General features: G+C 65.4%; 22 protein-coding genes and 1 riboswitch. Of the genes, 12 read left to right on the top strand and 10 right to left on the bottom strand.

The window, feature by feature from the left end:
* Positions 1-19: 19 nt before the first annotated feature.
* From A5785_RS08655 to A5785_RS08630, 6 genes are all read right to left on the bottom strand, one after another.
* On the bottom strand, positions 20-1,720 hold the full coding sequence (locus tag A5785_RS08655; RefSeq protein WP_005203628.1) for a copper resistance CopC/CopD family protein: 1,701 nt from the start codon (positions 1,718-1,720) through the stop codon (positions 20-22).
* Positions 1,717-2,559: an ABC transporter ATP-binding protein gene (locus A5785_RS08650; RefSeq protein ID WP_005203626.1), complete on the bottom strand. Its 843-nt coding sequence runs from the start codon at positions 2,557-2,559 to the stop codon at positions 1,717-1,719. The genes A5785_RS08655 and A5785_RS08650 overlap by 4 nt, the downstream gene beginning before the upstream one ends.
* Complete coding sequence (locus tag A5785_RS08645) at positions 2,553-3,698, bottom strand: ABC transporter permease (protein ID WP_064865878.1); 1,146 nt, start codon at positions 3,696-3,698, stop codon at positions 2,553-2,555. Before A5785_RS08645 ends, A5785_RS08650 begins: the two co-directional genes overlap by 7 nt.
* An 11-nt stretch (positions 3,699-3,709) precedes the next feature.
* The gene (locus tag A5785_RS08640; RefSeq protein ID WP_005203622.1) at positions 3,710-4,864 is read right to left on the bottom strand and encodes an ABC transporter substrate-binding protein; all 1,155 of its coding nucleotides are present in this window, start codon (positions 4,862-4,864) and stop codon (positions 3,710-3,712) included.
* 76 nt (positions 4,865-4,940) lie between these two features.
* Positions 4,941-6,302, bottom strand: a complete 1,362-nt coding sequence (locus A5785_RS08635; protein WP_005203620.1) for a PLP-dependent cysteine synthase family protein — start codon at positions 6,300-6,302, stop codon at positions 4,941-4,943.
* Positions 6,303-6,527: 225 nt separating this feature from the next.
* Positions 6,528-7,247 carry a GNAT family N-acetyltransferase gene (locus A5785_RS08630; RefSeq protein WP_005203618.1) on the bottom strand — a complete coding sequence of 240 codons (720 nt, stop codon included), beginning with the start codon at positions 7,245-7,247 and terminating at the stop codon, positions 6,528-6,530.
* 397 nt (positions 7,248-7,644) lie between these two features.
* On the opposite strand from A5785_RS08630, the gene A5785_RS08625 reads away from it, so the two are divergent.
* The 6 genes from A5785_RS08625 (at position 7,645) to A5785_RS08600 (ending at position 11,799) form a co-directional block, all read left to right on the top strand.
* Positions 7,645-7,968 carry a histone-like nucleoid-structuring protein Lsr2 gene (locus A5785_RS08625; RefSeq protein WP_005203615.1) on the top strand — a complete coding sequence of 108 codons (324 nt, stop codon included), beginning with the start codon at positions 7,645-7,647 and terminating at the stop codon, positions 7,966-7,968.
* 42 nt (positions 7,969-8,010) lie between these two features.
* A complete protein-coding gene (locus A5785_RS08620; protein ID WP_064865876.1) occupies positions 8,011-8,259 on the top strand; it encodes a DUF2630 family protein in 249 nt (82 codons plus the stop codon).
* Positions 8,162-10,180 carry a propionyl-CoA synthetase gene (locus A5785_RS08615; protein ID WP_267626650.1) on the top strand — a complete coding sequence of 673 codons (2,019 nt, stop codon included), beginning with the start codon at positions 8,162-8,164 and terminating at the stop codon, positions 10,178-10,180. Before A5785_RS08620 ends, A5785_RS08615 begins: the two co-directional genes overlap by 98 nt.
* Positions 10,181-10,227: 47 nt before the next feature.
* Positions 10,228-10,315: riboswitch (Fluoride riboswitch) on the top strand.
* A 20-nt stretch (positions 10,316-10,335) separates the two neighbouring features.
* Entirely contained in the window at positions 10,336-10,839 is a 504-nt protein-coding gene (gene crcB, locus A5785_RS08610) for a fluoride efflux transporter CrcB (protein WP_064865872.1), read from the top strand.
* Positions 10,836-11,204 (top strand): fluoride efflux transporter CrcB, encoded by a 369-nt coding sequence (crcB, locus tag A5785_RS08605; RefSeq protein ID WP_064865870.1) that lies wholly within the window; start codon positions 10,836-10,838, stop codon positions 11,202-11,204. Before crcB (A5785_RS08610) ends, crcB (A5785_RS08605) begins: the two co-directional genes overlap by 4 nt.
* Positions 11,205-11,241: 37 nt before the next feature.
* Positions 11,242-11,799 carry a universal stress protein gene (locus A5785_RS08600; protein ID WP_082946555.1) on the top strand — a complete coding sequence of 186 codons (558 nt, stop codon included), beginning with the start codon at positions 11,242-11,244 and terminating at the stop codon, positions 11,797-11,799.
* Between the two features lie 98 nt (positions 11,800-11,897).
* Here the strand turns inward: A5785_RS08600 and A5785_RS08595 are convergent, their stop codons facing one another.
* Both A5785_RS08595 and A5785_RS08590 read right to left on the bottom strand, forming a co-directional pair.
* Positions 11,898-13,121: an acyl-CoA dehydrogenase family protein gene (locus A5785_RS08595; RefSeq protein WP_064865865.1), complete on the bottom strand. Its 1,224-nt coding sequence runs from the start codon at positions 13,119-13,121 to the stop codon at positions 11,898-11,900.
* Between the two features lie 46 nt (positions 13,122-13,167).
* Positions 13,168-14,538, bottom strand: coding sequence for an acyl-CoA dehydrogenase family protein (locus tag A5785_RS08590; protein WP_064866181.1), 1,371 nt, complete (start codon positions 14,536-14,538; stop codon positions 13,168-13,170).
* 145 nt (positions 14,539-14,683) lie between these two features.
* Here A5785_RS08590 and A5785_RS08585 point away from each other — a divergent pair, with 145 nt between their 5' ends.
* Complete coding sequence (locus A5785_RS08585; protein ID WP_064865863.1) at positions 14,684-15,160, top strand: DUF2752 domain-containing protein; 477 nt, start codon at positions 14,684-14,686, stop codon at positions 15,158-15,160.
* A gap of 55 nt (positions 15,161-15,215) precedes the next feature.
* On the top strand, positions 15,216-15,875 hold the full coding sequence (locus A5785_RS08580; protein ID WP_005203599.1) for an MBL fold metallo-hydrolase: 660 nt from the start codon (positions 15,216-15,218) through the stop codon (positions 15,873-15,875).
* Positions 15,876-15,891: 16 nt separating this feature from the next.
* Here A5785_RS08580 and A5785_RS08575 read toward each other — a convergent pair whose 3' ends face one another.
* Both A5785_RS08575 and hisN read right to left on the bottom strand, forming a co-directional pair.
* The gene (locus A5785_RS08575) at positions 15,892-16,290 is read right to left on the bottom strand and encodes a VOC family protein (protein WP_005203596.1); all 399 of its coding nucleotides are present in this window, start codon (positions 16,288-16,290) and stop codon (positions 15,892-15,894) included.
* A gap of 119 nt (positions 16,291-16,409) precedes the next feature.
* Positions 16,410-17,210, bottom strand: coding sequence for a histidinol-phosphatase (hisN, locus tag A5785_RS08570; RefSeq protein WP_005203594.1), 801 nt, complete (start codon positions 17,208-17,210; stop codon positions 16,410-16,412).
* A gap of 117 nt (positions 17,211-17,327) precedes the next feature.
* Between hisN and A5785_RS08565 the strand changes: the two genes are divergently transcribed.
* From A5785_RS08565 to A5785_RS08550, 4 genes are read left to right on the top strand one after another with little or no spacing between them, the layout of a single operon-like run.
* A complete protein-coding gene (locus tag A5785_RS08565) occupies positions 17,328-17,717 on the top strand; it encodes a hypothetical protein (RefSeq protein WP_005203593.1) in 390 nt (129 codons plus the stop codon).
* 46 nt (positions 17,718-17,763) lie between these two features.
* The gene (gene prfB / locus A5785_RS08560) at positions 17,764-18,879 is read left to right on the top strand and encodes a peptide chain release factor 2 (RefSeq protein WP_005203591.1); all 1,116 of its coding nucleotides are present in this window, start codon (positions 17,764-17,766) and stop codon (positions 18,877-18,879) included.
* A complete protein-coding gene (locus A5785_RS08555; protein WP_005203589.1) occupies positions 18,872-19,873 on the top strand; it encodes a mechanosensitive ion channel family protein in 1,002 nt (333 codons plus the stop codon). The genes prfB and A5785_RS08555 overlap by 8 nt, the downstream gene beginning before the upstream one ends.
* Positions 19,873-20,526 (top strand): hypothetical protein, encoded by a 654-nt coding sequence (locus A5785_RS08550; RefSeq protein ID WP_005203587.1) that lies wholly within the window; start codon positions 19,873-19,875, stop codon positions 20,524-20,526. Before A5785_RS08555 ends, A5785_RS08550 begins: the two co-directional genes overlap by 1 nt.
* Positions 20,527-20,562: the final 36 nt, after the last annotated feature.

Raw genomic sequence — 20,562 nt, 5'->3', positions numbered from 1 at the left:
GTTCTGAGTTCTACGGGTTTTAGACAACGCGGTACGTGAAGTCCTTGACGTGCGCGATCGAGTCGCCGGTGACCGGGTTGAGGGTGAGCGTCCCGATCCACTCACCGGTCGTGGGCACGGTCACCGCCGGACTGATGAACGTGACCGGCGCGGGGCGTCCGTGATTGATGTCGCCGGGTAGCCGGTACGAGAAGTCGACGGGCAGGCCGCGGACCCCGGAATCGGGTTGTCGGAGTACGAGACTGATCGAGGTGGGCGCCGCCACACCCGTCTGAGGGGCTGTCGGCGTCACCACGACACGAAAGGTCTCGGGGCCACGACGCGCGGGACCGACATCGATGCGCAGCGCGTACTCGCCGACCGTCGTCTCGATGGTCCTCGTCGGCGCGTACGCCGCAGCGGCGGGCGTGAGTGACGAGAGCACACCTGCGACCACGATGATCGCGCAGCCGACGACCGCCTCGACTCCCACGCGTGTCCGAATCCGCGCTGCCACAGCAGGACCGGAGACGTGTTCTCGCGCGGAACGTCGAATTCGACGGTGACTGGACGCGCCGAGCGCAATCGCTAGCGCCACCATCGCGAGCTTGACCAGCAGTGTCACGCCGTAACTCGTGTGCACCAGCGCAGCGAAGTGTCCGACGCCGATCACCGCGGCGACGACTCCGGTGGCAACGATGGCCGCCACGCACGACGCCGCAACCACCGACCACACGCCCAATCGGCGCAGTCGTTGCGACGACGGGTCGTCGTGGACCAGAAGCCACGTCAGCACGAGGAGCCCGCCGATCCACCCGACCATCGCGACGACGTGAATGAACGTGGAGACGAACCGAATCGGCCCGGAACCGCCGTGGCCATTGGCGACCACGGTGGCCAGGGCCGCGAGACCACAGACGCCGGCCACCGAGAGTCGCGTGATCTCGGAGCTGTCCCAGCGCGGCGTCTGACCGGGCGCGCGACCGACGACGAGTACCGCTGCGACGATCACCGCGATCCGCAGGTAGACCAACAACGCATACGACGACGCTCCGAAGTCGGCGAACCCGTCCCACGTCGGACCGCTCGGCGTTGCCGACGCATCCCAGATGTAGGCGACGACGATCTGGACGAGCGAGAGGATGACCGCGACGGCCGCCGCGATCCGCGCGAGGCGCCACGTGGTGCGCAGCCGAGGCGGCGACGCGTCGAGCAGCAGGGCGGCCGGTATGAGGCCGAGTGCTCCGATCAGTGCGATATAGAGCAGCCCGGTCAGCACTCCGCTGAGCAGACCGGCCAGCGCGCTCGGCGTCGGAGCCGGTGGAGGCGCCAATGCGATCGCAGGTACTCCGACGCCGAACTGGATCGAGCCCCCGACGGGATGGTTGTCCGCGGAGACCACCGTCCAACTGGCGATGTAGGAGTCTTTGCTCAGGTTGGGCCGCAACGGGATCGACAGCGTGCGACCACCGTCGAGGAGCTTCGGCTGACCCGACGTGACGGCGCGACCGGACGAGTCGAGGACGCTTGCCGTTCCCGATGTCGCCGAACGCGACACCGGCTCGTCGAAGGTGATTCTGACGTCGTGCGGCGACGTGGAGATCTCCGACCCGTTCGACGGTGAGGTCGCGACGACGACGGCGTGCGCGCTCGCCGGAGCTGCCGCGCACGTCGACCACGCGTATGCCGCGAGAATGGCGAACGCCAGCAGGATGACGCGGCGAGCAGACCATGGGGTCATCCGTCGCCGCGACGCGCTGCGGTGAGCGCGTCGTCGGGTGTTGTCGCCTCCTCGTCGAGCAGGGTGAGGATGCGCGATTGCAAGGCGACGAACTCGGGATTCGACGGATCGCGTGGTCGAGGCAGGTCGACGTCGATGATCTCTCGGATACGTGCGGGTCGGGGCGAGAGGATCGCGACGCGGTCGGCGAGGATCAGTGCTTCGGGGACGTCGTGCGTGATGAGCACTGCGGTGAAACGTCTTTCGTGCCATAGGCGCAGCAGCTCGCCCTGCAACACCCGGCGTGTCAGAGCGTCGAGTCGGCCGAGCGGCTCGTCGAGCAACAGCACCGACGGATCGTTCACGAGTGCGCGGGCGAGTGCCGCGCGCTGTGCCATGCCGCCGGAGAGTTGCGCCGGCCAGGCGTCGGCGAAGTCGGTGAGTCCGACGAGATCGATTGCGGCGTCGATCTGTTTGTCGGCCTCGCGTCCGAGTCCGCGTGCCTGGGGCCCGAGTGCGACGTTGCCGCGCACGGTGCGCCACGGTAGGAGAGTGGGATCTTGAAAGACCAACGCGCGACTGGGATCTGGCGCGGTGACCCGTTGCCCGTCGACATCGACCGTGCCGAACAGTGGATGGTCGAGGCCTGCGAGAAGCCGGATCAGCGTCGACTTGCCCGATCCGCTCGGGCCGACGAGTACCAGGAACTCGCCCGCATCGACGGAGATCGAGATGTCGTCGAGCACTGCGAGATCGGTGCTGCCGCTACGGAATGCCTGTGTCACGTGGCTGATGTCGATCACGCCGCCTGTCGTGGTTGTACCTGCGGAGTTTGTTGCAGGGGAGGTCTTGTTCACCATCGGGTCAGCTCCTTCTCCCAGCGCAGTGACCAATCACGAAGGCGGAACAGCAGACTCAGCAGCACACCGCAGACCACGACGAGGACGACGATGCCCGCGTAGACGCCGGGGAAGTCGCCCCAGCCCTTCTTCCAGTTGAGGTACCAGCCCAATCCCGAGTTCACACCGAAGTTCTCAGCCACGGTCAAGCTGACGAACGAGGCGCACAGACCCATGAAGGCGCCGGTGAAGATGCTGGGCAAGGCGCCGGGAAGACTGACGCGGAGGACGAGGAAGCGGTCGCGCGCTCCCAACGTCTGCGCGACGTCGAAGTACGATTTCGGGATGCTGACGATGCCCGCGCGGGTCACCACGGTCAGCGGGAACCACACGCTCAGTGCTATGAGAAACACTGCGCCCGAATAGGCAGTCGGGAACAGCACGAAGATGATCGGCACCCAGGCGAGCGTCGGTACCGGCCCGAGGAACATCAGGATCGGATGGACCCAATAGTTCGCGGTCTGCCACCAGCCGATCACCACACCGGTGGTGACCCCCGCGATCACACCGAGGATGAATCCGACAGCCAGGAGCTGCAGCGAGTTGCCGAGGCTCTCGGAGAGAATCCCGCGGTCATCCCAGAGTCGGGAGGCAATAGCTTGTGGTGCAACGAAATACGGGGGCTTGAGGAGACTCGTCGTTGCGGTGGAGGCCTCCCAGAAGATCGCCCAGAGCGTGGCGCCGAGTAGCCACGCGGCGCCGTGCGAGAGTCGACGCGAGGCGCGTGCACCCAGGGCTCCTGGTCGGGTACTGACGGCCCACGTCGCAGCGGCGATGGCCGCGATGACGAGTCCGACGACGGCGACAAAGGTCGACGACTGGTCGATCAGTGTGATGTCGCGCTGGGAGAGTCGGGGACTGTGCGGAGCGAACGCCACAATTGCGGCGAAGGCGATCCACGCGAGAATCCCGGAGGCGACGAGCAGTGGATCGACTCGGACCGGGTGCGTGACCTTGTCGAGCGCGGCGTGGATGCGCGCGGCGCCCTGCACCGTCGGGCGCTCGGCGGCGTTGTGTGCGTGGCCGGTGGTGTCAGGAGTCTCGCGACTCCGCAGACCGGGTTCTGTGCGCGGCACGTCGCGGTTGGTTGTGGTGGTCACCGATCGCTCCGTCAGAAGTTGAGACCGAGGTCGACGAAGACCTGGTCGGCGAGTGCTTTGGAGTTGGTCTCCTTAGGTAGGTATCCGGTGTTGATGAACTTCGCGATGCCGGGTTCGAGCTGTTCCTGCAGGTTGCGAGGTGAGGGGTCGAAGGTCAGCGTGCGCAGCACCGGCAGGATGTTCTCGGGCTTGTCGGGAACGTAGTTTCGCGTGGACTCGATGTGCGCGGTCTCCTCGAGATTCGAGCCCACCCAGCGCGATCCCTGCGCCCACGCGTTGACCAGCTTGCTCGCCGTCACCGGGTCCTCCGCCACGAAGTCGTTGTTGAGCGCGACGGCGCAGCACGGATACGCGGAGTTGCGGCTGATGGTGTCGTTGTTGGACAGCTCTTTTGCCCACCCGTCGTGCACGCCCTGGATGATCGGAAGGAATCCGCCCGCGGTGGCGATCGCGTCGACCTTGCCGTCCTGCAGGGCCTTGGGCAGCAGATCTTGTTGGATCACAACCCATTCCACTTCTTTCGCCGCGGGGCTCGAGTTGATTCCGGCGTCGAGTAGATCGAGCGAGAAGAAGTTGGTGGCCGACCCCTGGAGGTCGCTCACGCCGATCTTCTTGCCGCGCAACGCCGCGACCGTCGGGACCGAATTGTCGTTGCGCGCATAGAGATCGAGGCATCCGTGATGCAGACCGCCCGAGAGCTTCACCGGGGTGCCGTTGTAGATGGGGCCGAGGAAGTTGAAGAAGATGCCGTTTGTCGCAATGTATTTGCCCGAGCCGACGGCGGCGGGGAGATCTTCGTTCTCGCCCGCCTTCTTGAGCACGACGTCGAGGCCCGCGTTCTTGAAGAACCCCTTCTCGTAGGCGATGACGAGCGGGGCGTCGCACACACCGCTCGGGGAGGTGAGTGTCAGTTGCTTACCTGCCCACGACTTGGTGACGGTCAGTCCGTCGGCAGGCTTGTCGGCGTTGGCGTCGCTGCGCAGCAACCCCCAGGCGCCGAGGCCACCTGCGGCGACGAGTCCCGCTCCGACCGCGCCGAAGGCGAGGAGTCGACGACGCGACACTGTTGTGCGGCTGTCGATGTCGACGTTCGCGTCGACCAACTCGGGGTTGTCGGCTGTTGGGTTGTTCGCGGGCGTCGCGTCAGTGGGCGCATCGTCGGACATGGGTGGACCTCCGGGTTGTGTGGACTGTGGGCTGTGGACAGTGGGCGGTGAAGCAGAGCAGTGGAGCGCAACTCGCTCAGGTGGTTTCCGTCACCAGTCCGGCGACGGTGATGTCGGGTGTTGCGGCAACAATGTCGGCGGCCGTGGCGATGCCGACCGCATAGCCGTTCTCGACGAGGACGACGAGGGAATGGCCGTCACTTCCGGAGCGGCCGGCGCCGAGACGCGCGGCGACGTCGACGATCGGCTCGTCGATTCCCGCCAGATGTGTTGGGGGAAGCAGGTACTCGCACAGATGTGCGTCGTCGTCGGCGTCGACGAGTGTCGACGCGTCGACCGAGCCGACGATCTCGGCCGCGACCACCTGATCGCCTGCGCGCGGCAGATGTACCGGTAGGGACGGAATGTCGGCGAGTAGCGCGCGCGCCTGCGCGACGGTGGCATTCGACGGGAGTCCTGGATACGCCCGCCTCAGGCGTCGCACGGCTGGCTGCTCGCTCGAGTTCGCCACACCGAATCCCCAACGGCTGACCCAGGTGTCGTTGAAATACTTCGAGAGGTAGTTGCGTCCGGAGTCGGGGATGAGGACGACCACGACGTCGTCGGGACGCAGCGACGTCGCCACCCGTAGCGCGCCCGCGACAGCGAGCGCACCCGAACCGCCGACGAGTAGCCCCTCATGACGGAGGAGTTCTCGCGCGGTGTCGATGGCTTCACGGTCGGTGATCGGCACGAACTCGTCGACGACGTCGGGGTGAAACGACTCGGGCCAGACGTCGTCCACTGTGTCGGGGTGGCGGTAGTGGCCGACGGACTCGATGTAGAAGGCTCGACCTTCGCCCCCGCTGTAGGTGGAACCCAGCGGGTCGGGCGCGATCACGCGGACCGCGCCGTCGGAAACGTGCTTGAGGAACTCGCCGGTTCCGGTGATGGTGCCCCCGGTTCCGACGCCTGCGACGAAATGCGTGACGGCGCCGTCGGTTTGGCCCCAGATCTCAGGGCCCGTGGTCAGCGCGTGCGCGGCGGGGTTGGCGGGATTGTCGTACTGGCCGGCGAGCCACGCACCCGGCGTCGTCGACGCGATGTGCTCAGCGACTGATCGGACGTGCTCGGGATGTCCGATCGGCCGACCACCAGGTGTCACCACGACGCGTGCTCCGAGTCCGCGAAGAAGGCTGATCTTCTCGGCGCTGGTCTTATCGGGGACGACCACGATGATCGAGTACCCGCGCGCGGCGGCGATGATCGCAAGTCCCACTCCGGTATTGCCGGACGTACCCTCGACGATGACACCGTTCGGTTTGAGCTCGCCGGAGCGTTCGGCGGCGAGGACCATCTCGCGTGCTGCCCGATCCTTCACGCTGCCACCGGGATTGAGGTACTCGAGCTTGAGCAGAATGGTGGGAGCGACATTGCGTGCCAGAGCGTTCAGGCGCACGAGCGGTGTGTTGCCGATGGCATCACCGAATCGTAGACTCCGCCGCTGCCCGCCCGGTTCGTCGGCGAATCATCCTCGTGCAGAGCCGGTCTCGCCGCAGAGCTCACGAGCATCTCCCATCGGTCACATGTCCTGGCAGCCGCGCATCGTGGCTGCTGCCGACGTCATGTTTCCCGATCATCAAGCGCGCGAGAAGCTTTGGAATCGGAGCGGTTCTGGTGTTTCTCAGGGTGCGCGAAGAGCGGTCAGCGTCACCGTTCTGCGGTGGCGGAACCCGAGGGACTCGTAGAGTCGTATTGCGTTCTCGTTCAGTCCGTTGGCGCGGAGGAATGGCACGCGCCCGGCGTCGCGGACGCCCGCGGCGACCGCGAGGACCAGTGCGGAGGCGTATCCACGGTTGCGATGATCGGGGTGGACGCAGACCGCACTGATCTCCGACCATCCCGGTGGGCGGAGGCGTTCACCGGCCATGGCAACCAATGCGCCCTCGTGGCGGATGCCCACGTATCCGCCTAACTCGATGGTGCGTCGAAGGAAGGGTCCGGGCCGGGTCAGCTCGACCAGCGCGAGCATCTCGGGGACGTCGTCGAGTGTCAGCTTCTCGATCCGCGGCGATCCGGTGGAAAGCCGCAGGGTCGGGTCGACGTGTTCGCCGGTCATCTGGACGGCGACGTGGCGAGCGACGACCGAGAAACCTGCCTCGGGAGGCCGCGTGAGATCACGGAGGGTGAACTGGACTCCCTCGGGCACCAGCAGGGTGAGATCGTGCCAGTCCTCGGTCGTGATGTCGGGCGGATGGCCGATGAAGCCCGCCACCAGCGGGTGGTACCGCACGATGCGTCCGCTCCGGACCGCGAAGTGGCGATGGCCGTGGGCGAGTGACTGGTTGACGGCGTCGTCGAGGACTCGATCCGTGTCACGCGCGTCGGAAAAGATTGCTGTCATCACACCTCCCGGCAGTGGATGCAGAAGTAGACACCCGATTTACTAGACACCGGGGTGGCCGATGGTGGCAGTCTTAGGCTCACATCGATTTTCACTTTGCGGCGCGAGCGGCACGGTTTGTCTTTATGTGAATTCGACGATCCGGCGTTGATGAGCACCTTCAATCAGAGATTCGATATACTCATGTCGATTCGATAGCGATGTGTGCGCTGTGAGTTGTTGGGGCAACTCGGCGCACAGTCCGTCCGGGGGGATGAACCGTGCGGTCGGCAGTGTGGCGTGTGCGAACACGGCACACTGGGCTGGTGCAGTGACGCTCATCACGGGCTGATTGCGCCAGCTGGGATAGCTGCCGGGGTTGTCGGATTTCAGCGATGACGAGGGAGGGGACGCCGGAATGGCGACAAAGAAGATAGTCAGGTTCGTCGACGATCTCGATGGTTCTGAATTGGACGAAGCGGTGACCGTGGTTTTCGGTCTCAACGGAAAACAGTACGAGTTCGACACCTCACCTGCGCATGCGAAGGAATTCGCACAATCGCTTCAGAAGTATCTTGCAATTTCTCGCGTTGCGGATGGTTCGGGCAACGGGCACCCGTCCAAGCGGGCGCACCCCAGGACGCAGGCGATCCGCGCCTGGGCACGCGAGAACGGTTACGAGATCAGCAACCGCGGCCGCATCTCGTCGGAGATCGTGTCGGCATTCGAGTGCGCGGTCTGAATTTGCGGCTCGTGTCGCATCGTCGGGACTAACGTGGGGGTCATGGCGACCGATAAGCAAATCCACGAACACATCAACGACCTCATCGCCGAGGAGCACGAACTTCGCGCCAAGGTGGGCCGCGGCGACATCACGCCCGACGAGGAGAACTCGCGCCTGTCGCAGGTCGAGGTGTCTCTCGATCAGGCCTGGGATCTCTTGCGGCAGCGTCAGGCCAAACGGGACGCAGGCCAGGACCCCGACGCCGCGGCAACCAGGCCGGCCGACATCGTCGAAAAGTACCTGGACTGAGCGACGAGAAGAGCGTTCGATGGCGAGCTACGACGACACGTTCGCGCGCAGCGTCGACGATAGGGAGAACTTCTGGCTGCAGGCCGCAGCCGACGTCGAATGGTCGGTTCCGCCGACCGTGGCACTCGACGATTCGGCAGCGCCGATCTACCGCTGGTTTCCCGACGGTCGACTGAACACCTGTTACAACGCGCTGGACCGGCACGTCGCCGCAGGACACGGTGACCGTCTCGCACTGATCTGGGACTCCGCGGTGGTCGACGAGATCCGCGAGTACACCTACGCCGAGCTGCTGGTGGAGGTCTCGCGATTCGCCGACGTGCTGCGCCGCCGGGGTGTCTCGCGCGGCGACCGGGTCATCATCTACATGCCGATGATCCCCGAGGCAGCGATCGCTATGCTCGCCTGCGCGCGGCTCGGCGCAGTGCATTCGGTGGTGTTCGGCGGCTTTGCCGCCCCCGAACTCGCCACACGCATCGACGACGCCGAGCCGGTTGCGATCGTGACCGCATCGGGCGGCCTCGAGCCGGGACGCAGCGTCGAGTATCTGCCGATGGTGGCAAGCGCCCTCGACCTCTCCGACAGCGCTGTCTCGACGGTCATCGTGAAGGATCGCCCACAGGTGGCGGGTTCCGCCGCCGACTATGACTCGTCGAGTGGTGAAGGGCGCGACTGGCTCGACTGGGATGCCGAGATGGAGACGGCCGGTCTCACCGAACCCGTCGACGTCGCGGCGACCGACCCGCTCTACATCCTCTACACGTCGGGCACCACGGGAAAGCCCAAAGGCGTTGTGCGCGACAACGGCGGGCACGCTGTCGCGCTGACCTGGTCGATGGCCAACATCTACGACATCGGTGCGGGCGACATCTGGTGGACGGCGTCGGACGTCGGGTGGGTTGTCGGCCACTCGTACATCGTCTACGCGCCGCTGCTCGTCGGCGCGACGACGGTGATGTACGAGGGCAAACCGGTTGGCACACCTGATGCGGGAGCCTTCTGGCGCGTCATCGCCGAGCATCGGGTCAAGGCGCTGTTCACCGCGCCGACCGCGATCCGGGCGATCCGCAAGACCGACCCGGACGCGAAACTTCTTGACCAGTACGACATCTCGTCACTTCGCGCGCTCTTCGTCGCCGGTGAGCGGCTCGACCCCGACACGCTCGCCTGGTCGTCGAACGTGCTCGGTGTGCCGGTGATCGACCATTGGTGGCAGACCGAGACCGGTTGGGCGATCGCGGCCAATCTGCGTGGGCTGCAACCGATGCCGGTCAAGGCGGGGTCGGCAACCGTCGCCGTCCCGGGCTTCGGAGTCGGTGTCGTCGACGCTGAGGGGAACGTCGTCGATGCGGGCGTCGAGGGCAATATCGTGATCGCACTGCCGTTGCCGCCGGGCACACTGACCGGACTGTGGGGCGACGAAGAGCGTTATCGGAGTTCGTATCTCAATGCCTTCCCCGGCTACTACCTGACCGGCGACTCCGGATACATCGACCATGACGGCTACATCTTCATCCTCGGACGATCCGACGACGTGATCAACGTCGCCGGGCATCGCTTGTCCACTGGCAGTATTGAAGCGGTTGTCGCGTCGCATCCCGCTGTCGCGGAATGCGCGGTAATCGGGATACATGACGAGCTCAAGGGGCAGCGTCCGAGCGGCTATGTGGTACTCAAGTCCGGTGTTGAGATCGAAACGGAGACGTTGCGGGCCGAGCTGATCGACATGGTGCGCAACGAGATCGGTGCTGTGGCCTCGTTCCGAGACGTGACCGTGGTGCCCGCATTACCGAAGACGCGCTCGGGCAAGATACTGCGCAAGACCATGCGTCAGATCGCCGACCACGAGCAGTACGCCGTGCCGTCGACTATCGAGGATCCCGACGTGCTCGCTCGCCTGGCCCTGCAACTCGGTGGCTGAGCACAGTCCCTAGCCCTCAAGCGCCGCAACGTCCGGTATAGACTTACGCGTGCCAGGGTGATGGATCTCGCCTGGGTGCGGCAACTACACGTCGTTCCCAAACCGCCGTTCGCGGCTGATAGTTCCTGTTTCCGATAGTGACGGAAGGAGCTTTCATGGTGGGCGCTGAACACACCGAGCCGGTTGATGACGAGGCGAACTCGATTCAGATCGACCCCGATACTCCGGCACCCCGACCACTTCACCTGCGTCTCAGTGCTGTGGGGCTGGTGTTCGTCGGCGGTCTCGGTGGAACCGGGTTGCGCTACCTGATCGAGGAATGGTTTCCCACCAGAGGGGTATCGTGGCCTTGGGCGACGTTCGGCATCAACATCGCCGGCGCGTTCATCCTCGGTGCGATCCTGGAGGTGCTCGCACTGCTCGGTTCGGACTCCGGTTGGCGTCGAAATCTGCGGGTCTTTCTTGGTACCGGATTCTGTGGCGCATTCACGACGTATTCGACCTTTGCGCTCGAGACCACCCAGCTCGGCCACCATGGCGCTCCCGGCACGGCGTTCGCATACGGGGTCTCCAGCATTGTTCTCGGCCTGATCGGTGCATGGGCAGGTATCGCTATCGCGGGTCTGGTGGTCGGGAATCGCGGCGGGGCGGTGTCATGACCATCCTCGCAATCCTGATAGCCGGTGCGCTCGGGTCGGTGGCGCGATTTGTTGTCGACGGCGCGATCAAACAATGGCGAGCCACGACCTTCCCGTGGGCGACGTTTGTGATCAACGTGACGGGCTCCCTCCTGCTGGGGATTCTTGCCGGGCTGGTGATCTACCACTCGGCACCGAGCGAGCTCCAAGCGATCATCGGAACCGGATTCTGTGGTGGGTACACCACGTTCAGCACGGCCAGCGTGGAGACGGTGCGGCTCGCGCAGCGTAGACGCGGCTGGCTCTCGCTGGCCAACGCAGCCGGGTCGCTGATTGCGGCTGTCGCGGCCTGCTCGCTCGGGCTCGCGCTCGTGTGGGCGTTCTAAGCCTCGTCCGAGGCATCTTCACCGCAAGGAGTCAACGATGACAGCTCATAGAGCTTTCGGACAGTATGACGAGAAGGGGCCGCTCGCGCGTCACCGAGCGGGACCGGCCCCACGGAAAGACGCGCATGCGGCATTGGTCATCGGGTGGAACAGGCATCCCGACAGCGTTGTCGCCCTCCGGTATGCGGTACGACTGGCACAGCGGCTAGACGCTCACCTGCACGTCGTACACATAGTCGACCTCGACGACGAGCCGCTCGATCCGGATGCCCCGAACTGGGATGAACTCTTCGACACGACGGTCAACGAGGCAGCGCTTGAAGCGCGGGAACTCCTCAACGCTGTGCCGGCGTCGTGGACATATCACAGCGGGCACGGTTCGGCAGCAGATCTGTTGACAACCGTGAGTGACCGGTACGCCGTGATGATGGTGGTGGTCGGAAGTCCCCGTGGGGGATTCATGTCCTACGTGGATTCGGTGCTCGGGCAGTCAGTGGCACAGCGGATCATCGGCAAACGCAAGGTGCCGCTGCTCATGGTGCCCACCGACACCGATATCGACGCGATGTTCCCCGTGCTGCCTTCTGAGCCGTGATGTCCGGACGCCGTCGAGTATCGATCCCCCTCGAATGGAATTGACCCTGCGGCATTTGAGGTGCCGCAGGGCCGTCGCCGTAGAGGTCGCTCAGACGCTCACTTGAGTTCCGCGCTGCCCTTGTTGAGCACGCGGCGAGCGATGATGAGCTGCTGGATCTGCTGGGTGCCTTCGAAGATGTCGAGGATCTTCGAGTCGCGGGCCCATTTCTCGAGCAGCAGGCGTTCCGAATATCCAAGTGTGCCAGTCAGTTCGACGGCCTTGTTGGTGACATCGGTGACGGTGCGGCCAGCCTTGGCCTTGGCCATCGACGCCTGTAGTGAGTTGGGTTCCTTGTTGTCGGCCATCCACGTGGCGCGGATCGTCATCAGGTAGGCAGCCTCGAAGTCGGACTCCATCCGGATGAACTCGGCCGCGGCGGCATGCTGGTTCTCGGCGGGCTTGTCGTAGTCGATCTCGATGCCCGCCTCCTCGAGGATGCGACGGAGCTCTTCGAGTGCGGCACGCGCAACACCGACGGCCATGCCCGCGACGAGTGGGCGGGTGTTGTCGAAGGTCTGCATGACCCCGCCGAAACCCTTCTTGGTATCCACCTCGGGGCTGCCAAGCAGATTCTCCTTGGGGATGCGGCAGTTCTCAAAGCGGATCACCGCCGTGTCGGAGACGCGGATGCCCAGCTTGTGCTCGAGTCGCACCACCTCGACGCCGGGATGCTCACGCGGCACGACGAAGCTCTTGATGGCAGCGCGTCCCAGGCTGCGATCGACGCTTGCCCACACGACGATATGGGTGGCGCGCGAACCGGAGGTCACGAAGATCTTCTCGCCGTTGATGACATACTCGTCGCCGTCGAGTTCGGCGGTGGCGGTCACCGCCGCCGAGTCGGAGCCGAAGCTGGGCTCGGTGATGGCCATGGCAGCCCACACCTTGCCGAAGCGCTTGAGCTGCTCGTCGGTGGCGACAGCAGCGATGGCCGAGTTGCCCAGTCCCTGATAGGGCATGGACAACGTCAAACCGACGTCGCCCCAACAAGTTTCGATGACATTCATCACCGACTGCATGTTGCCGCCGTTGATATTCGCGCCTTCGGGTGTCGACCTTGCCTTCTTCTGCTGGCTTCGCCCGCCGTCGGCACCCGCCCCGGCCTGGCCGGTTTCGGCGAGGCCGTCGTAAAGGCTTGCGAGAGTGTCGAGTTCGACGGGGTAGGAGTGCTCGGCGAGGTCGTACTTGCGCGAAATGGGTCGGAAGATCTCGGCCGCGGCCTGGTGGGCCTGGTCGATCGTGGTGTTCAGCTTCCGGGGGAGTTCCAGATTGATTGCCATGTCAGATGCTTTCTCGGTCGGTCTCGTCGTCGGAAGACAGTCGCCGTCAGAGGACGACGATGCCCTCGCCGATGCCGGCGCCGCGCAGATCGCGGTACCAACGCTCGACCGGGTGCTCCTTGGTGAAGCCGTGACCGCCGAGCAACTGCACGCCGTCGAGCCCGATCTGCAGGCCCTTGTCGATGGTCAGCTTGCGTGCGAGTGCCGATTCGCGGGCAAACGACAGACCCTGCTCGGCCCGCGATGCGCCGCGCAGCGTGACCAGGCGGATACCGTCGAGCTCGGTGGCGATGTTGGCGACCATGAACGCGACGGCCTGACGGTTGGAGATCGGCTCGCCGAATGCCTCACGCTCGTTGACGTAGGGGATCACGTAGTCGAGGACGGCCTTGCCGGTTCCGGCGGCCAGCGCCGACCAACCGAGGCGCGAGAGACGCACGACGTCACGGTAGGCCGCGAGAGCTGCCTCGCCGGTCTCTTCGCCGAGGAGCGCGCTCTCGGGGACCGCGACGTCTTGCAGCAGCAGGCGACCCATGCCCGCGGCGCGCACACCCATGCCCGGATCGGCTTCGACGATCAGTCCCTCGGAATCGGATTCGACGATGAACAGCGCGGGCTGGCCGTCGAGCTGGGCTCCGACGATGAACAGCTCCGACGAACCCGCGGCGGGCACGAACGACTTCACGCCGTTGAGTCGGTAGCCACTCGGTACCCGAGTTGCCTTGGTTTGCAACGAGAATGCGTCGAAGAGTGCGCGCGGCTCCGCGATGACGACGGACGACTGCGGCACGTTCTCGCCTGCGAAGTCGGGCAGGTAGGTCTTCTGCTGGCTGTCGCTACCGAAGTTGGTGAGGGTGGTGGCGACGCCGCTCGGTGCGAGGAGAGGAAGGGCAAGTCCCATGTCGCCGTAGGCCATTGCCTCGGCAACCAGGGCGTTGGTGACAACGCCACGCTCGGACGCCGCGCCGTCGAACTGCTCGGGCACGTTGATCATCGTGATGCCGAGTTCGGCCGAGCGCTTGAGGATGTCTTCGGGCGCGCTCGCGGCTGCGTCGGCATCGTAGGCCGCGGGGCGCAGGATCTCCTCGGCGAATTCCTTCACCGTCTCGGCGATCATCTGCTGCTCGTCGTCGGGGTTGAGGTTGAAGTAGTCCTTCGGTGTGGTGCTCAACCGTGCCGCGCCACCCGAGCCGCCCTGAACCTTCTTGAACGCGCGGTTGGCTGCGCCAAGGGTCTGGAAGCCGGTCTTGGTCGCCTGGTAGGCGATCCGGTTGATGGGCTCACGGATCTGGTACTTCTCCGCGAAGTCGGAGCCGGTGACCGTCGTGAGCACACGCATCGCGGTGCCGATGGCATTGCGCTTGTGCGGGTTCTTGCCGACCGCAGAGGTGTCGCGGGGTTCGGTGTGAGTCGTCATGACAACCATTTCTCTTCGCACGGGTGCTTGGACTGCGCGTGAGCAGTATCTTACTCGGTAGTAAGTACGAACCTTACTACTCGGTAAGGAGATTGTCACGCGCTCGTCGAACATCGTGTTCCTCTCGCCGGTTTAGGCTGGTCACGTGTCAACTGATCGCACCGACCTCCCGGGTCCGTACACAGCGGCACCGTCGGGTGCGGGTGGCCGACGAGTCGGACCGGCGATGGTGGTCGCAGTCGGTGGGGCAGCGCTGCTCACCGCGATCGTGTGGCCGCTGGGATCGGTCGATCACGGCCCCGACCTCTGCGTCTTCCGTGCGCTCACGGGCCTGCCGTGTCCGGGGTGCGGACTCACGCGCAGTTGGGTGCACCTCATGCACGGCGATGTGGGCGGGGCATTCACCTACAACGTCTTCGGACCGTTGACGCTGGCGGCGACGGCCATCGCCGTCGCCGCCGGAGTCTGGTGTCTCGTCGCGGGTCCGGGAGCCTTGAGACGGCTCCGGCTACGTCGAGCGCTGCCGGTGTTGGTGGTGGTGCTCGGGTTGTGGATGGTCTACAGCGTCGCCCGCATCGTCGACGCCGCCGCGGGGTGGGGTGTGTTCCCAGCGGTTGTGTGATCCGGGGTTCGGCTGGACCAATGCGTAAACCCGTGCGGGAGAGCACAGTGGACGCATGGAGATCACCCACTTCGGCCATTCCTGCATGCTCGTCGAATTGGAGGGGACTCGTATCCTCTTCGACCCGGGCACCCTTGCGCACGGCTTCGAAGGGCTGACCGGACTCGACGCGATCCTGATCACCCATCAACATCCTGATCACTGCGACGTCGCGCGGCTGCCGAATCTGGTCGGCGAGAACCCCCAGGCGATCCGTATCGCCGATCCGCAGACCGCCGCACAACTCAACTCCGACGACGCGGCAGGGGAGTGGACTGCGGCACTCGCGGGCGGCCAGGTCGGTGTCGGTGCGGTGACCGCGCGATTCACCGGAGGACGTCACGCCGTGATCCACCCCGAGATCCCCGTCGTCGACAACGTTGCGTATGTACTCGGAACATCAACGGCTCCAGGGCGTTTCATGCATCCCGGTGATTCGTTCTACATTCCGTTCGAGCAGATCGACGTGCTCGCGCTGCCCTCGGCGGCGCCGTGGATGAAACTCAGCGAGTCGGTCGACTACCTGCGCGCGATGGCGCCGCGGGTCGCCGTCCCGATCCACCAGGCTGTGCTCTCCGACGCGGGTACCGGTGTTCACTACTCGCGGCTGACCGAGATGAAAGATCCCGGCACCGAGTTCGTCGTGCTCGATGAGGAGTCGGGAACGCAGGTCTGACGAAGGCTGTCCCGGCTCATGCAGGAGGTGCGAAGAACTCCAGCGCGATGTTGTCGGGGTCGCGGAACGAGATGCCGGACCCATAGTGTGCGTGCTTGATATCGCTGTGCGCGACGCCGAGTTCGTCCAAGCGCACCAACCAGTCGTCGAGCTCCGCACGACTGACGGCGAAGGCGATGTGGTCGAGTCCCGTCCGGTGTTCGTCGAAGCTTCCCGACGCCGCCGAGCCGGTGTGCGTGTGCAGTCCGAAGAGGGTTCCGCCATCGAGTGCGAACACCGCGTGATGGAACTCGCCCGACTCCTCATCCTCGTCGAGCACTGGCGCGGCGTCGAACAGAGCCGAGTACCAACGAGTGCTGGCGTCGAGGTCGGTGACGGTGATGGCCACGTGGGTCAGTGCGGGAAAGCCGGGCATCGCGAATCTCCTGGGGCGTCGGGTCTTACACGCACACGCTAGAAGCTGTCGCCCGTCGCCACGCCGGGATTTCGCAGGGACTATCCGAGCGGACAGGTAGGTCGGGCGCGGCGCTACGGCTACCCCTCGAGGGCGGTGAGCACCTCGTCGTGGAGGAGTCCGTTGGTCGCGACCGCGCTGCCGCCGCCGGGGCCGGGCGAGCCGTCGAGCGAGGTGAAGCGCCCGCCTGCTTCGCGGACCAGCACGTCGAGCGGGGCGAGATCCCACAGCGACACCTCGGGTTCTGCCGCGATGTCGACCGCGCCCTCGGCGACGAGGCAGTAGTTGAGGAAGTCGCCGTAGCCGCGCACTCGCCAGACACGGTCGGTGAGGTCGATGAACTTGTCGCGGACGCCGCGGTCGGCCCAGCCGGACAGGCTCGAGAAGGTCAGGCTCGACGACGCGAGGTCGGCGACCTGCGAGACCGTGATCTGGCGCGCGTCGCCGTGATCGAACGCGACAAACGCCCCGTGGCCGGCGGCGGCCCACCACCGGCGGCTCAACGCAGGCGCCGACACCACGCCGACCACCGGCACGCCGTCGACCAGCAAAGCGATCAGCGTGGCCCAGATCGGGACGCCGCGCACGAAGTTCTTGGTGCCATCGATGGGGTCGACGACCCATTGCCGACCGGTCAGGATCGCGTCGCCGCCGAACTCTTCGCCGAGGACCTCGTCGTCGGGGAACACGGCCGCCAGACGTTCGCGGATCATCCGCTCGCAGGCGAGGTCGGCGTCGGAGACCGGGGTGAGGTCGGGTTTGGCGTCGACCTCGAGGTCGATCGCGCCGAAGCGCCCCATTGTCAGCGTGTCGGCGGACTCTGCGAGAGAGAGCGCGAAATCGAGGTCGGCGGTGGCGTCGGAACCGGGCGTCGGAAGCACCCGGTCAGCGTAGCGCTTGGCTGCGTCGCGAAAACGGTCGACCGATGGCTGCCACGATGACCGTCGACGCTGCGTTCGCAGCCCGAAATGCCCGGTCGTGTCGGTAGGGTTGAGGCCATGTTGACCGTCATTCTCGTCATTTTGCTCGTCGTCGCCGTGATCGCGATGATCATGCGTTTTCGCGGACAGCGAATCGGCGGATTCGGTGGCAACACGGCGGGCTACGCGCAGGGGACCCTGACGGTCACCGGCGTGAGTGATCAGGGCGAGCCCGACAGCAAGGGGCAAGCGTTCTGCACCATCTCCGGAACGATCAACGGTCCGGGAACCAACCCGACCGAGGTGTACGGAACGATGATCCTCGCGGTAGGCGAGCCGTGGCCGCAGATCGGATCCGAACATGCCGTCGTCTACAAACCGGGCAAGACCGCGACGACGTGGAGTTTCGGCCAACTGCCTCCTATGCAGGCTCCCGACGCCCCGCCCTCGGTACCGCCGTCGGCGTGAGGAGTGGGGGCACATCGGCGATCAGCAGTCGGTACCCTGGTAAACCGTGCATCCTGACGTAGCAACCGATCTCGAATCCCTCGACTCGACCCTGACGACCGTCGAGAAAGTCCTCGACGTCGAGGAGTTGCGCCGGAGGATCGACGAGCTCGAGATGCAGGCGTCCGACCCTGATCTGTGGAACGACCAAGACCACGCGCAGAAGGTGACGAGCGAACTCTCGCACGCCCAGGCGGAGCTGCGTCGCGTCACCGAGTTGCGGCAGCGACTCGACGACATGCCCGTCCACTACGAACTCGCGGAGTCCGAAGAGGGTGAGGCACGCACATCTGCGCTTGCCGACGCCGACGCCGAGCGCGAATCCCTGCGCAGCGACATCCAGGCCATGGAGGTCAAGACCATGCTCGCCGGCGAGTACGACTCGCGCGATGCCGTGGTCAACATCAGGTCGGGCGCCGGCGGCGTCGACGCCGCTGATTGGGCCCAGATGTTGATGCGCATGTACATCCGCTGGGCGGAGAAGCACGGCTACGGCGTCGAGGTCTACGACACCTCCTACGCAGAAGAAGCGGGTCTGAAGTCGGCGACGTTCGCGGTCAAGTCGCCCTACATGTACGGCACGCTGTCGGTGGAGCAGGGCACGCACCGCTTGGTCCGCATCAGCCCGTTCGACAACCAGGGTCGTCGCCAAACCTCGTTCGCCGAGGTCGAGGTACTGCCCGTCGTCGAGACCACCGACCACATCGACGTCGACGAGAACGACGTGAAGGTCGACGTCTACCGGTCGTCGGGTCCGGGCGGTCAGTCGGTCAACACCACCGACTCCGCGGTCCGGTTGACCCACATCCCGACCGGCATCGTGGTGACCTGTCAGAACGAGAAGAGTCAGCTGCAGAACAAGGCGTCGGCGATGCGGGTGCTGCAGGCCAAGCTCCTCGCGCGCAAGCAGCAGGAGGAACGCGCCGAGCTCGACGCGCTGAAGGGCGACGGCGGATCGAGCTGGGGCAACCAGATGCGCTCCTACGTGCTGCACCCCTATCAGATGGTCAAGGATCTGCGGACCAACGTCGAAAACAACAACCCGACCACGGTTCTCGACGGCGACATCGATGAGTTCATCGAGGCCGGCATCCGCTGGCGGATGGCTGATGCCGATGCGTGAGGTCTTCGCGCAGGCAGGGTCGTCGGTGCTGGCGCGGGCCGACCTCACCACCCTTGCCTTCGCACCCGGTGCGACGGAGTCGGTGATCGGGCGCTTCTATCGGTGGATGGCCACCAACGGCCTCGAGATCGTCATCTGGATCCTCGGCGGCATCCTCGTCGTGCGGTTCATCCGCTGGTCGGCGCAGAAGTTCAACGACCGCATCGAGGCCAAGTTCCACGACAGTGATCTGATCGTGCAGAGCGAGGACTCCAAACACCGTCGCGCGATGATCGATGTGGTGTCGTGGACGCTCGTTGTCGTCGTCGGCATCATCGTGTTCCTGCACATCCTCACCGTGTTCAAGGTTCCGCTGTCAGGATTGGTCGGCCCGACCGCCGTGGTCGGTGCCGCCCTCGGTTTCGGCGCCCAGCGGGTGGTCCAAGACATCCTCGCGGGATTCTTCGTGGTCGCCGAACGGCAGTACGGCTACGGCGACGTCGTGGCTTTGACCGTCACCGGCAATGGTGAGGCCGAGGGAACCGTCGAGGACGTGACCTTGCGCATCACGCGGCTGCGCACGTCCGAGGGCGAGGTCATCACCGTCCCCAACGGCCAGGTCATCAAGACCACCAACCGCTCGAAGGATTGGGCGAGAGCTGTCGTCGACGTTCCGGTTCCCGCCGACTCCGACATCGGGGTGGTCAACGAGGTTCTCTCCGAGGTCGGCCAGCGGTTCTACAACGATCCGTACTGGCACGACCTGCTCCTCGACGCCCCGTCGCCGCTCGGTGTGACGAACCTCGAACTCGATTCGATGACCGTCCGAATGGTGACCAGGACACTTCCGGGTAAACAGTTCGAGGTCAGTCGCGCGCTGCGCGCATGGATTGTGCGCGCGCTGGCTCGTCGCGGTATCAACGTCGCTTCCGGTAAAGAGGTGCAGGCCGGGTCAGCGCCGCCGAGCGGTCATGCCGAGGCCGATGCACAAGCATCGTCGGGGGGTGACAAGTGATGGTTCATCGTCATGACGGCCCCGACCACGCCGCGAGTCGCTCCGACGACGACGCCGCGAAGGCAGCGGCCGAGGAGGTCGTCGCCAAGATCGAGCAGGCAGAAGCCGCCGCCGACAAGCAGGAAAACGCCAAGGACAACGGCAACAGCAACGGCGACGCGAAAGCCGACTCGGACGCGAAAAGCGACTCGGACGCCGATCGCACGGCGGCCCCGATCCCGCCATCGGACGAGATCGGCGATCCACACAGTCTGCGCCATCGACGCGACTGGCATCACATTCCGCACACCCGGGTCCGGACCAGTACGGCGATCGTGTCGGTGCTCTTCATCGTGTGCGTCATTGTCTACGGCTACACCTCGCAGCGATACGGAATCGTCGACGCTCCTGCGCCCCAACCGACTCATCACCGCACGTCGGTCGAGACGACTCCGGAGACCACGTACTCGACGCCGTCCTCGTCGTATCCCTCGACGTCGGTGCCGTCGGGCATCTCGGGGGAGTCGGAGAATCCGAGCGAAGAGCCCGGTCAGGGAGGCGCCGTTCCGGGCACCCAGAGTGGGCAACCGACCACGACCGGTGGCAACGGCTTCTCGGACTTCTTCAACAACCGGAACAACCAGCAGGAGACGACGGCTGTCCCGTCGCGCTGACCGGGCGGGTCGGCGCGCGGGTGCGCACCTGAACAG

This window comes from Gordonia sp. 852002-50395_SCH5434458 (assembly GCF_001665905.1).
Classification (GTDB): Bacteria; Actinomycetota; Actinomycetes; order Mycobacteriales; family Mycobacteriaceae; genus Gordonia; species Gordonia jacobaea.
Note: the sequence above shows the minus strand (reverse complement) of the source record. Positions and strands in the feature narration are given on the sequence as shown.